This window comes from Paenibacillus uliginis N3/975 (assembly GCF_900177425.1).
Lineage (GTDB): Bacteria > Bacillota > Bacilli > Paenibacillales > Paenibacillaceae > Paenibacillus_AQ > Paenibacillus_AQ uliginis.
The window spans coordinates 1375661-1387678 of record NZ_LT840184.1; the positions used below are offsets into that span (position 1 = coordinate 1375661).

13 protein-coding genes are annotated in these 12018 nt (G+C 48.3%); 5 read left to right on the plus strand and 8 right to left on the minus strand.

All coding sequences use genetic code 11. The features are described 5' to 3' along the window. Positions 1 to 21: 21 nt before the first annotated feature. Positions 22 to 300, minus strand: a complete 279-nt coding sequence (locus B9N86_RS06420) for a hypothetical protein (protein WP_208918271.1) — start codon at positions 298 to 300, stop codon at positions 22 to 24. A 222-nt stretch (positions 301 to 522) separates the two neighbouring features. Between B9N86_RS06420 and B9N86_RS06425 the strand changes: the two genes are divergently transcribed. Beyond that, positions 523 to 1212: an HAD family hydrolase gene (locus B9N86_RS06425; protein ID WP_208918272.1), complete on the plus strand. Its 690-nt coding sequence runs from the start codon at positions 523 to 525 to the stop codon at positions 1210 to 1212. A 74-nt stretch (positions 1213 to 1286) separates the two neighbouring features. Here B9N86_RS06425 and B9N86_RS06430 read toward each other — a convergent pair whose 3' ends face one another. From B9N86_RS06430 to B9N86_RS06455, 6 genes are read right to left on the minus strand one after another with little or no spacing between them, the layout of a single operon-like run. Next, positions 1287 to 2417 carry a YheC/YheD family endospore coat-associated protein gene (locus tag B9N86_RS06430; RefSeq protein WP_208918273.1) on the minus strand — a complete coding sequence of 377 codons (1131 nt, stop codon included), beginning with the start codon at positions 2415 to 2417 and terminating at the stop codon, positions 1287 to 1289. Between the two features lie 6 nt (positions 2418 to 2423). After that, positions 2424 to 2936, minus strand: a complete 513-nt coding sequence (locus B9N86_RS06435) for a GNAT family N-acetyltransferase (protein ID WP_244562978.1) — start codon at positions 2934 to 2936, stop codon at positions 2424 to 2426. A 24-nt stretch (positions 2937 to 2960) separates the two neighbouring features. Next, positions 2961 to 4070: a YheC/YheD family endospore coat-associated protein gene (locus B9N86_RS06440; protein ID WP_208918274.1), complete on the minus strand. Its 1110-nt coding sequence runs from the start codon at positions 4068 to 4070 to the stop codon at positions 2961 to 2963. Positions 4071 to 4073: 3 nt separating this feature from the next. After that, positions 4074 to 5441: a YheC/YheD family endospore coat-associated protein gene (locus B9N86_RS06445; RefSeq protein WP_208918275.1), complete on the minus strand. Its 1368-nt coding sequence runs from the start codon at positions 5439 to 5441 to the stop codon at positions 4074 to 4076. Next, positions 5438 to 6562 (minus strand): YheC/YheD family endospore coat-associated protein, encoded by a 1125-nt coding sequence (locus tag B9N86_RS06450; protein WP_208918276.1) that lies wholly within the window; start codon positions 6560 to 6562, stop codon positions 5438 to 5440. The genes B9N86_RS06445 and B9N86_RS06450 overlap by 4 nt, the downstream gene beginning before the upstream one ends. Before the next feature lie 13 nt (positions 6563 to 6575). Beyond that, complete coding sequence (locus B9N86_RS06455; protein ID WP_208918277.1) at positions 6576 to 7943, minus strand: YheC/YheD family endospore coat-associated protein; 1368 nt, start codon at positions 7941 to 7943, stop codon at positions 6576 to 6578. Between the two features lie 137 nt (positions 7944 to 8080). Here B9N86_RS06455 and B9N86_RS06460 point away from each other — a divergent pair, with 137 nt between their 5' ends. The 4 genes from B9N86_RS06460 to B9N86_RS06475 all read left to right on the plus strand — a co-directional run bounded on the left by B9N86_RS06460 (position 8081) and on the right by B9N86_RS06475 (position 11531). Beyond that, positions 8081 to 9247: a DUF445 family protein gene (locus B9N86_RS06460; protein WP_208918278.1), complete on the plus strand. Its 1167-nt coding sequence runs from the start codon at positions 8081 to 8083 to the stop codon at positions 9245 to 9247. A 50-nt stretch (positions 9248 to 9297) separates the two neighbouring features. Continuing rightward, on the plus strand, positions 9298 to 9645 hold the full coding sequence (locus B9N86_RS06465; protein WP_208918279.1) for a YlbF/YmcA family competence regulator: 348 nt from the start codon (positions 9298 to 9300) through the stop codon (positions 9643 to 9645). Positions 9646 to 9774: 129 nt separating this feature from the next. Then, the gene (locus tag B9N86_RS06470) at positions 9775 to 10059 is read left to right on the plus strand and encodes a hypothetical protein (protein WP_208918280.1); all 285 of its coding nucleotides are present in this window, start codon (positions 9775 to 9777) and stop codon (positions 10057 to 10059) included. Positions 10060 to 10196: 137 nt separating this feature from the next. Next, positions 10197 to 11531, plus strand: a complete 1335-nt coding sequence (locus tag B9N86_RS06475) for a DRTGG domain-containing protein (RefSeq protein WP_208918281.1) — start codon at positions 10197 to 10199, stop codon at positions 11529 to 11531. Between the two features lie 107 nt (positions 11532 to 11638). Here the strand turns inward: B9N86_RS06475 and B9N86_RS06480 are convergent, their stop codons facing one another. After that, positions 11639 to 11974 carry a YtpI family protein gene (locus B9N86_RS06480; protein ID WP_244562979.1) on the minus strand — a complete coding sequence of 112 codons (336 nt, stop codon included), beginning with the start codon at positions 11972 to 11974 and terminating at the stop codon, positions 11639 to 11641. Positions 11975 to 12018 lie beyond the last annotated feature (44 nt).

Below are 12018 nucleotides of genomic sequence, written 5' to 3' on the forward strand. Positions count from 1 at the left end.
CCCTCAGTATTGTCGCATTATTCAAGCCTCCAGCAGCAGAGACGACCATACAAAAATTACATACAGCAAAACAGGCAGTGCAATTCCGCCAGCAACGATGAGCCATATGTAAGGAGCGCGCCAGACTTCTTTTATATCCGTTAAACGGTTGGCTCTATGCCTTTTCATCTCCAATTGGTTTAAGAATCGGTTCAAAATCACTCCCCGTTCCTCTTCATCATATTTTTCAAGTTCTGCTTCAATGCAGCTCTGCAGCTCACGAAGCTTCAGGGGAAGATTGTCATGCTTCATGTTGATCATGATCCTTTCTCCTCACGGGTACAGTAAAATAACTGAGATTGTGGATAATAGTATTACCTTAATAAACAACTATATTTGGTAAAAGTTGTACGTTATTTGCCATATATCGATGTCTTTTTATCTAATGCTGTGAGGATATCGTTTGCAGGGGCGGGGGGCATCCTTTATGATGAGGGAAGATTATTACAATCATCATGAGGGAATGAAGGGGATGACAGAGAGATGGAGAGAAACGAGAGTCTGACCAAACCGAAAGCGATGATTTTTGATATGGATGGTACATTGTTTCAGACAGAGACCCTGCTGCTGCCCGCATATCATAAATTGTTCGACATATTGCGGGAGGAAGGTCTTCATAAGGGAGAAACACCGAAAGAAGAATTGATGCTCGGCTGCTTGGGGATGCTGCTTGAGGATATATGGAAAATTGTATTGCCTGATGGCTCTCCGGAAGCCCACCGCCGTGCTGACGAACTGCTGCTTCAATTGGAGCTGGAAGGATTAAAGGAACCAGATGCCGTACTGTATCCCGGTGTGGAGGAGACATTGCAGGAACTTAAGCGCCGTGGAGTTCGTTTGTTTGTAGCGAGCAACGGACTTGAGCATTATGTGAAGGGCATCGCGGACGCACGGAACATCATGCCATTGTTCGAAGAACTTTACAGCGCTGGGCAGCATGGCACGGCTTCGAAGGTGGATTTGGTAGCACTCCTGCTCAAAAACCATGGTATCGAGCGTGCATGGATGGTAGGAGACCGTTCATCCGATGTTGAAGCAGGTAAGAAAAACGGACAGACCGTCATCGGCTGCCAGTACGCAGGGTTCGGAAATGATCAGGAGCTGAAAGGTTCAGACGCTATCATTACATCTTTCCCTGAGCTGTTGAACCTGTATGAAAACGCTGTGGAATAAATGAATTATAAAGTATGAAAGCCCTGCCGATTTGGCAGGGCTTTAAATTTAACTACAAGCAGAGTTCGACAGGGCTACTCTGTTGCTGTTTTAGGGGTTCTTCGAATGATTCGGCTGTTATAGACCCACAGCGCATATTCTAGCGGTCTTATCAAGGATACACGATAAGCATCCTTATCGCCAACCTGTGAAAATACCTCACGTGATGGTTTTGGATTCACTTCCAAAAGCAAGATGCGACCGGATTTATCAACAGCCAGATCAAGCGCAAGTTCACAAAGAGCCCCGTATTTTTCCTCAAGGTAACGGGATACATCTACGCCGAGCATCGCGGAATCCTCCCGTACCTTTTCGCGTTTCTGTATTTCAGGAATCCATTCATCCAACAACTCGTTCATGCCTGTTGCTCTTCCGCCGCCGTGCAGATTCGAAGTCACGCTGTTAATCGCGCCGACACGGCCGACACAACCAGTTACTTCCCATTCTCCGAAACCATTCTTCTGTACGAGCATCCGGTAATCATGAACCCTTCCGCTTGGCAGTTCAAGCGGAATTCCTTCTTGGACCAGATACCGGCCCTTGATATCCCAGCCGGACAGGAATGAACTGAGCATAGCTGCTGGAAGCCTCTTAGGGGTAATGATACTCCGATTTGTGTTTCGGCCGCGGATCTCATAAGAGCCATGGACACCTATGCTTTTGGAGATTCGTAAAATGCCGCGTCCTCCGGTCCCATTGATTGGCTTCAGGTAGACAGCATGATGTTTGCCTAGCATCCGATTGACGTCTCCGATACTGCTCACGAGCATCGTATCCGGCAAATGGGGTCTAAACCGTTTAAGACCGGAAAGTGTCTGATGAACGGTCCATTTATTGCGAAGCGGTCTGTTAAGAAACAAAAGGTGTCTATATCGTGAGCGAAAGCGTAGTAGCTGCTGGAATCGTTCACTTTTTTGAATGCGGCAGCGGTCATAAATCATATGGGGAAAAGGTCGCCACCGTCTGGTCCAGCTGCCGGTATCCGGATTGAACTGCAGCGCATGGATGAGCCCTTGGGATGAATTCACATCAGCAGGTGTAAATACGAACACATCCAGCCCCAGTTCACGTCCTTCCGTAATCATACGCTCATAGACAGGGACCTCTTCAAGCCTTTTCCGGTTGTTCAAGTACAGTGTCAGGATACCTAAGACGGGTTGAGACACAGTGGTTCACCTTCTTGAGTAAGAGTCTAAGTCTAAGTTATTACAGGCACCGACAGGCGTTTCACAGTCTCCGCTCAAGACGAGCGTAGGTTTTCCTGTGGGGCCTTTCTCTAAAGCTACGGCTTGCATACCGGCATGAAAACACATTTTAAGACTTGAATAATTGTCAGCGGCTACCTTGCATCGCAGACGCCCAAGTCTTGACAGCTGGAAGAGGATCAGGGAGGTGCCGATATGCCTGTTCCGGTACAGCGGATGAACAGCAATCAAGCATGCATCCTCTCCGAAACCAGTCACGAAGCAAATACCAACAGGCATCTTGCCATGCTCTCCGCGGACGGTTGCTGCAATAAGAGATGTACCTGGATGTTGCACCTGATCAAACGACATCTTCTGCAAGGTGTTGCACCCTTCACGCGTGAGTCGGCGGTTACCGAAACGGCACATGAAATCATAGCACTGCTCGCGAATGTCCGGCCAGTCTGCCGGATTGACCGGCGAGATGGATGTAATCTCCACTTAATCCCCTCCTTTAATATAAAATTATCTATTTTCTATAAGATACTCGCAGTAATTGAATATCCGTTCGAGTGACCGCTTGCGGATGGCAGGCTCATCAAACTTCATCGGTCTGGAGTTTGCTTCAAAGAACCATAGCTCGCCGGACGTATCTAAGCCGAGATCCATAGACATCTCGCCTAGACTGTAACGGCAGCCTTGCTCTATCTGTTTGGCAATGTGCACGGCCGCGTTCCGCACTTTGCTCAGGATCACTTCGGTTTGTTCCGATCCGAACAGGGGCGGAAGAAGCTTCTCGGGATCCTCAATCGAACCGCCACGTGGAACGTGGGTGGTGATGCTATGGGTACCCGCCATGCGGGCGCCAATTCCAGTGACCCCCCATACGCCGAGATCCGACTTCTGAACCAGAAGCCGAAGGTCGAAAGAACGTCCGTGGACGGCAGTCAGTTCAATTCCTTGCTGGATAATGTAAGGTTCACCTTTAGTCTCTCTATATACACGTTCCCATAACCTCTCAAGTGTTGCCGATTTATAAGTTGTGCTGTTTTTATTGTTTTGAATTTGGAGCCGGTAAGGCATAGGTTTGTTTTTTTGATATCTCAATCTCATGATGCCCTGACCGGCCTTTCCCTCTTCCGGTTTGAGGTAGAGGTAAGAGCAGAGTCTTATCATTTCGTACAGAGACGGCAGACCCTTAAGTTTTTTGGTGACCGGGGCCCATTTCCGGGTCAGCCGTGATTTACCTAACCAGGAGAATAACCGCCGCTTGTTAAAGAAGAACGGATTATAAATATCCATGTTGGGATGACGCATACATTCTTTTATTTTACGCCGTACCTGCGGCTTCATTTCATCTTCACGGTAAGGAATGCGGTTATAGATTACCCGGGGCAGAGGAAACAACCTCTGCTCCCAGGAATGCGGGTCACTGCCAGGCGTAAAACCTCTGACCTTGCCGGAATTCAGCTTTAGATCACGTACGGTGACAACATAGACGAGATATCCCATATCTTTGCCGGTCTTGATGATTTCGTGAAAATTTTGCCGATTACCTCGAAATAGTCGGACGGAATCATGCATTGTAAGAATCGCGACAACAGGTTTGGTATCATCCTCAAGTCGATTGGTCACGAATCATTCCCCCCTGTGGAACCCGCCGAGATACAAGCAGTGCTCAAAAATATGTTCAACCGACGCTTTTCCTTCGACTCGAAGGGAAGGGTGACTGAAGATAGACCTGCCGGGTTTTGAATTGGCTTCAAACATCCAGATTTTTTCATCTTCGTCGATTCCAATGTCAAATCCGATTTCAGCCAGAACATGAGAGTGGTGGTTTTCAATGGCTTCCGCGAGTGTAACGGCCGTCTGCTTAGCTCGCTCCAGAACTTCCCGAGACTTTGAACCAAACGTACGGCCTAAGGCCTGTTCTGGAGTCATCAGTTGACCGCCGTTTTTGATGTGGGTCGTTACGCTTCCCCGCCCGGCCTTCTTGGCTCCAATTCCGACAGTTGACCAGCGGTTTCTGCCGTCTTTATGCATATGGAACCTGAAATCAATAGGGCATCCATCAATTTCAATCAGCCGGATTCCCTGCTGGATAACATAGTTTCTTAGGCCGGAACCGTGCCTGGATTGTAGCAGGCGCATGAGGCTTGTGAATGTAGGAAACTTAAGCAGGGTGTTTCCTCCGGTGCTGCGGTAGCGGGCAAAGTAACCTTTTTTTGGTTGGTAGGTAAGTCGGTAGATCCCGTTGCCGAGGCTTCCGGCGGACGGCTTATAGTACACGAACCGATGGCGCTCCAGCATATCTTTGATTCGTTCCGGGCTTGGATTCGAATACGTTTCAGGCACATACCGTCCTGCTTGCACATCATTTTCCAGTTGGTTATAAATATCTGCTTTATTAAAGAAAGCCCAGTTGAAAAAGGAGATATTTCGCTTCATAAACCGATCCCTCAGCTGATTAGTGAAAGGTGAGAAGTCTGTGCGTCTGCTCGGGAGTCGATTATAGACAACATCCGGAAGCGGTACAGTCTTGCGAACAAATTGGCCGTTTGCGCTCAAAAGGTAGGCATAGACGGTTTCCCTCTGCCAATTGATATCCCCTGGGGCAAAGGCATAAACATACATTTTTTTGTTCCCTTCACGCAGCAGCTGTTTAATGTAAGCTGTTCGCGCACCGAAGGGACTCGAGGGACTGGAGGGGCCATCGGATAATACTCCGACTACCGGTCCGATCTGAATCTCTCCATCCTTAGGCATATGAACATATGCTGGCCCGCTTCTTGGGACGTGAACACTGTTACGGATGCCGGAACTCAAATACAGATGTTTGCCGGAACGCTCAATAGGTTTCAATGAAGCTGATATGGCATTCCTGCCCAGGCGGAGCTGGATTTGTCTCCTGCTTGTAAGACCCAGGCTTCTCATGAGCGAGCCAGACATAAAGACCACTTTTTCGGGCTGATGCGAGAAGTGAACGTTACTAAAAGTCAAACTCATGTATTAACCCTCCTAAGTTGTCGAAGCAATAAATAACGTGCATAACGAAGGGGGTTCTCCACTGACAGCTTTGCTGCCGGAATGTCCCCTGTTTGCCTGAATGCGCGCCGCCCCGGTTTTGAATTGACCTCAAGCAGCCATACCTTTCCGAAACAGTCTATTCCGAAATCGATGCCGAGTTCGCCCAGACGGCCAAATCCGCCTTCAAGAATGGGGGGGATGAGGTCGCTCAGTTGGTTGATACAGGCGATGATATTGTCGGACACGGGAGCGCTGAACTGAGATTCTAGAAAGGAAGGGACGGGTAACGCCGTGCCCCCGCCATGAAGGTTGGAGGTCATTCCTTCGGCCGGACCCTGGCGAACGGCCATCCCTGTTGTAGCCCAACGGCCCCGTGCATTTTTTTGAACCAATACTCTGACATCATAGGGTTTGCCAGCGCAACTGGTTAACTTTAAATATGGCTGAATGATAAAACGGCGGCGTCCGGTGAACTTTTTTACCCAGGATGATAGTTCACCGGTTGGTAAAGTCATCTTGAATATCGAGTTCGATCGGTCTCTTCCTTGTAATACGGTTTCTTCATTACCAGTACAATGCACATAGAGGGTATGTTTGCCATGGGAGCCTCCGCTTGGTTTCAGAAACAGCTTCCCGTCAAACAAGGATAAAGCCTGATTTAATGATTCACTCCCGTTATAGCTTAGGGTATGTGGGAGATAAGGCGAGAGGCACTGTTCACGCTTTAGAAGATTATACACACGGATTTTTCCGGGCAATCCCCGTGACCACATAGACCAACGGCCGTCAGGCAGATCACTCAGGAACGCCGCAGCGGAAGAAGTTTCATCAGTGTTCTTAAATAGGCAGCGGTCGTATATAATGTCCGGGACAGGAAAGTTTCTCTTTTCCCAGCCTCCGCGTCTGTAGGTATAGCCTGAGATTAGGTGATTCAGCTTAACTGAATCTGGTTTATCCTCCGGGAAAAACACAAATACGGTAATGCCGAGGCAGGAAGAGGCCAGGCACAATTCGCGAAGGTATTCCTTTTCCGCGAATGGAGGTGATCCTGTTCTCCGGCATACCATGACACCGAGTGTTCCAATGTAATCAGAGGGCATAGTTGCTCCTTTTTTAAAAGCCAGTCAAGTAATGGCTGTATTGGACAAGGCGAATCGCTGATGGACGGACCTTCTGAACATTGAGCGGAGCATTGTCGCCCTTGGACGGCTTGGAGTTGACTTCAAGAAGCCAGATTCGTCCTGCAGTATCCACCGCTAAATCAATCCCAAGCTCTCCGAAGTGTGAAGGAATCGCTGCTTCAATGCCTTTGGCGATATCGAGTGCAGCCTTCTCCATCCGGTTGCTCGCTGTTAGCTTTGCGGTAGGAGGGATACCGCTCATGGCAAGCGCGTCTTTAACCGTGGACAGCGTTCCTCCACGGGCGAGATTGGATACATAATGATTTCCTCCCGCAACTCTGGCCACAATAGACGTTAAACTCCACTTACCTTTTTTGTTTTTGTGGACGAGCGCGCGAAAGTCCACATTTTTTTTATGGAGTCGGACCAAGTCCAGGCCTTGTTGAATCTGATAGCGGTTTTTTTTGATTTTGCCGGATAGACTGCTGTACAGCTTAGTAAGGGACGAGTAACTATTTTTTTTAATCCCCTCAAGTGAGGTGGTTAGGGTTTGATAGGTGCCGTCTGCCTGGCGGGAGATTCTGATAATACCTTTGCCTAAACTGCCGCGAACCGGTTTTAGAAAGACCATCGGATATGCAGCACACATTTTTTTGAGTATAGGGTAGCTTTTCAGTGAATAGGATTCGGGTAAGTATTTCTTAAGCTTCTCATCCGAGCCCAGTGCATCAAAAACTTCCGTCTTATCCAGGAACTTCTCGTTGAAAATGTGAGTGCCCAGTCTGGATTTTACTTCTTTCATAAAATGCTGTACGCTAGGACTATTCTCCAATTTGCGTGTGGGAAGCCGGTTGTTGACCACATCCGGTGCGGGTACGGGACCCTTCTTCCACCCCTCGTCATATCGTACCCCTTCAAGTGTTGACGGGTTCGGACCGATCATCTCTGGGGTGAAAAAGTATACATACGCACCTAATTTTTGACAGGCATTGACCATCTCCATGCAAAATGATGAGATCGATCCGAAGGGTTTGCTTGGATCCTCTGGATCATAACGGCTTATCATAACTCCGATTACGGGACCGAGTCGCAGTGTTTTGTCGGCGGCGTTGTATTTGACGTTCAGAACCGATTGAGGAAGAAGTCCGGAACTGCTTGACAGGGAAGGGCTTATACGGAGTACAGTCGATTTTATCCCAGGTATGACACGTATCTCCTGCTTGAAGGAGCCGATGGCAAGCTGTATGGGGTGTTCTGTTGGAATTCGGAGCAGTTTTATCAGCTTCTCGCCAAGCTTGATATCGTTATCCTGCAGATTGCCCGAGCGGAACAGTTGAACCGATATCTTGGTTTTGGACATCTTGGATCTCCTTCCGACAACTACTTGATGTCTAGTGGACAGATTGGACTTCATCTGAACATTGCATGTAATTCATCATATGAGGACATATATCCCTTGGTGATTGTACGGATTTGGAAAAAGGGAGGACTTTAAAAATGCCGGACTGGCTGTTTATATTAGTGAACGTGGGGGTGGCTGCGTTTGTCGGCGGCATTACGAACCATTTTGCAATTAAAATGCTCTTCCATCCTCGTGAAGAAATTCGTATACGCGGATGGAGGCTGCCTTTTACGCCTGGACTGATTCCGAAGCGGAAGGAAGAGATTGCGGAATCTCTCGGTAAAGTGGTATCCGATTATCTGGTGACGAGTGAAGGGCTTCAAGAAATGATTCGCAAACCACTTTTTCGTACAAGGGCGGAGGATGCGGTAAACCGGAAGTTGAAGTTGCTTTCGGAGAGCGAGCAGACACTGGGCGATCTGGCATTGAAATTGTGGAGCCCGGAAGAGTGGCAGCAGTTGAAAGATCGTGCTGTTCTGACGGCTCAATCGGTAACGGCCCGCGGGGTGACCGCAGTCTGGTCCGATTATGGCTTAGAAGACAAACCGCTGAAGGATCTGATTCCCGGCTGGTCCGAGGAAACCCGGCAGCGCTGGAGTGAGGTGGCTGCCGAAGCGCTATTAAAGGAGCTTGGGGATACGCTGTTGTCATCGGACGGCCAACGTTTGCTTAAAGAAATGGCTTCTGCGATGATGGATAAGGCAGGGGGATTTCTCGGCACGATGGCCGCTATTTTTGTGGATGAGGACAAGCTGGTTCAGAAATTGACGCCGATGCTGATCGGTCAGCTGGAAGGAAAGAAGGTTCGCCAGACGATCGTTTCTGTTGTATCAGGTAAGCTGGAGCAATATGGAGAAATGTCTCTTGGCCGTGTGGTGGAGGCTGCAGCCGGAGAACTTGGTCCAGGTTTGATTACGCGAAAGCTTGAAGAAACGATTCCGTGGAAAGCATGGATTGAGCGTCTGGAGAATGTCCGGATCACGGATTTCATCACACCCCGGCTTCCTGCGATCGAGGGTGCACTGCCAGGCTTGATCGATAAAGGACTCCGAATGCTTGAGGACGCCGTTCCGGCAGCAATGAAGGCAGTAGATCTGCCAAACCTGGTACAGGAGCAGGTAGAGAAATTTCCGGTTGAACGTCTTGAAGAAGTCATATTGAGCGTATCGGGCCGGGAATTCCGGGCTATAACCTGGCTTGGGGTTCTGCTGGGCGGGCTTATCGGAATGTTTCAGTCGTTCATTACCTTGCTGTGGAGATAAGAGTAAAAAAATAATGTTGCGGTAATAGTCCGCACGGTAGGAGGACAAATATGAATATTTATGACAAGGCGAATGATTTGGCTAGAGCGATGAAGGAAAGTCAAGAAGTACAGGAAATTACCTCTGCAATGAAACTGATTGAAGCTGATCCAGAAAGCAAGCAGATGCTGGATAGCTTCCGTGAGCGTCAGATGGAAGTGCAGCAGCGAATCATGACCGGCGATATGCCTTCACAGGAAGAGATGGAAAAGATGGAGAAGCTGTTTGAAGTGCTGAGTCTTAACCTGAACATCCGCCGTTTGTTTGATGCGGAGCGTCGTTTGAGCATTATTATTGAGGACGTGAACAAAATTATATCAGACAGTCTTCAGCATTTGTATGGGTCAACTCAATCATAATAGTTAACAATCCGCGGCGGATGCCGCGGATTTTTTTGCTCACTCTTCATTCTTCTTTCATATTTTGGACCAGCTCCTCATAGAGTAGATATATAGAGTTCAGAAGAAAGTAGAGGAGCTGTATAACTCATGAAGAAAAAGAAAAGTAAGATTAAGCATTCCGCTTATCTCTTGATTGCGCTGGGGATGCTGGTATATGCGCTGCCGAGCATTTCGTTCGCAGGAGGTTTTTCTTGGGCATCGCTGTTTGGGGCTGTATGGGCCGGATTCGCCCTGTTGGTCATTGCATCGCATCTGCATATTTTGATTGGTGTAGATGAAGCGAAACAGAAGGCATTGGATGAAATCCGAAAGGAAAAGATGAACCAATGGCAGCTAAAATGGCCTGAGGAGCAAAAAAGCCGTGGCGCCTAAAATTACTTCATAGAACATAAAAAAAACCGTTCGCGTTCGCTGGCGAACGGTTTTTTGCTGTGTCGCATGTTATTTTATAATGCATGTCTGGTATAATAGATACAGTATGGTACAGATTGAGTAGGGGGGTGGAACAGTTGGATGTTCGAGATGAGACAATTACGAAGCACGAACAACTTGTACAGCATATCGAAAGTTTAAAGGTAGGAACCAAAATATCAGTCCGGAGGCTCGCCAAAGAGCTTGGTGTAAGTGAAGGTACAGCTTACCGTGCAGTTAAGGAAGCAGAAGGGCTGGGAATTGTTGTAACGAAGGAACGGATCGGAACTGTACGTATTGAGCGGAAGCCGCGGAATATTTCAGAGCAGCTGACCTTCGCTGATGTGGTGGAGATCGTTGAGGGGCATGTACTTGGCGGGGCTGAGGGTCTTAATAAAAGTCTGCATAAGTATGTGATCGGGGCCATGAAGGTTGAAGCGATGGTCCGCTATATTGATGCCGGAAGCCTGATGATTGTCGGAAACCGAGAGGATGCGCATTCTCTGGCCCTCGAGCAAGGAGCAGGTGTACTCATAACAGGTGGTTTTGGGACAAGCCGTGAAGTAAAGCAACTAGCGGACCAGCTGGGACTGCCAATCTTTTCTTCACGTCACGACACCTTCACCGTAGCTTCAATGATCAATCGCGCCATTTTTGACCGGCTAATCAAGAAAAAAATTATGCTTGTCGAGGACATCGCAGGCGAAAAACCGAGAATTCACGCGCTTAAGAGCTCGGTTACAGCTCGAGAGCTTATCGAAATGGCGAAGGAATGCGGAGAACAACGTTTCCCGGTTACGGATGAATGGAACCGTGTCATCGGCATCGTTGGCGTAAAGGATGTTGTCGGACTTGCCGATAATCAGGCGATTGAACGAGCAATTATCCGTAACCCGATTACGGCCACTTTAAAAACATCACTAGCCTCGGCTGCTCAGATTATGATGTGGGAGGGTATTGACTTCCTTCCCATCGTCGACCGCAACCGTAAGCTCGTTGCCACAGTTACACGGAAAGAAGTGCTTGAGGCGATGCGGAATGCCCGTAATCAGCCTCAGCTGGGGGAGACGTTTGATCAGCTGATCTGGAATGGAATGGCTGAAGATCGGGATGGGGAAGGAAATCTGTTCTTTAATGGGTTTATCACACCACAGATGGCGACAGAACTCGGGACGATTTCGCAAGGTGTCCTGACAACAGTTATGAGCCAAGCTGCCTTTAAAGCAGCCAAGGACATTAGCGGTAGTGATCACGTGCTCGATAATCTGTCCACTTATTTCATCCGCCCGATTCAGATTGAGGATCCGATTGTGGTGACGCCGCGACTTCTGGAGATGAGCCGGCGGACTTGCAAGATGGAAATCGAAATCAGTCACCAATCCAACCTGATCGCGAAATCGGTCATGACACTGCAGGCGATAGATCCAGGGTAACGGAACATGTTTCATGCAGGAACACATAACAAAGAGGGCTACTCATCCGGCGGAAGTATATCCGGCCGATGAATAGCCCTTTTTCATTTAAATTGAATGTTTGTATTCTAGCTGCGAGCCGATTTTTGACGGCTGTAATAGCTTTTACTTCTAATGCCAGCAAAAATATTAAAGGCGCCCATTACCATGAAAACAGCCTCAACGATCACTGCGGGAGTGGAGCCGCTGAACATAAGCATGGCAATAAAAGACAGGGCGACCAGCATAATGCCCATATAGATATTCGTCGACGCATGAAAGATACCTCGATCGAGCGGGTCGGACATTTTGCGGGCACGAATGCTGTATAAAGCAGCAGTGATGCAGGAAATGACCAGCACTGCGAATAAGACATAGCGGATAATACCAAGCATGGTAGAAAGGCACTCCTTTGGTATGGACATGGTTACATGAATACTCGTATTGTATCATGAATCTATTCAGATGT

Excerpts from the sequence above, each read along its gene's own strand:
- B9N86_RS06420 (WP_208918271.1), bottom strand. The coding sequence starts at position 300 with ATGATCAACATGAAGCATGACAATCTTCCCCTGAAGCTTCGTGAGCTG.
- B9N86_RS06425 (WP_208918272.1), top strand. The coding sequence starts at position 523 with ATGGAGAGAAACGAGAGTCTGACCAAACCGAAAGCGATGATTTTTGAT.
- B9N86_RS06445 (WP_208918275.1), bottom strand. The coding sequence starts at position 5,441 with ATGAGTTTGACTTTTAGTAACGTTCACTTCTCGCATCAGCCCGAAAAA.
- B9N86_RS06450 (WP_208918276.1), bottom strand. The coding sequence starts at position 6,562 with ATGCCCTCTGATTACATTGGAACACTCGGTGTCATGGTATGCCGGAGA.
- B9N86_RS06455 (WP_208918277.1), bottom strand. The coding sequence starts at position 7,943 with ATGTCCAAAACCAAGATATCGGTTCAACTGTTCCGCTCGGGCAATCTG.
- B9N86_RS06460 (WP_208918278.1), top strand. The coding sequence starts at position 8,081 with ATGCCGGACTGGCTGTTTATATTAGTGAACGTGGGGGTGGCTGCGTTT.
- B9N86_RS06465 (WP_208918279.1), top strand. The coding sequence starts at position 9,298 with ATGAATATTTATGACAAGGCGAATGATTTGGCTAGAGCGATGAAGGAA.
- B9N86_RS06470 (WP_208918280.1), top strand. The coding sequence starts at position 9,775 with ATGAAGAAAAAGAAAAGTAAGATTAAGCATTCCGCTTATCTCTTGATT.
- B9N86_RS06480 (WP_244562979.1), bottom strand. The coding sequence starts at position 11,974 with ATGTCCATACCAAAGGAGTGCCTTTCTACCATGCTTGGTATTATCCGC.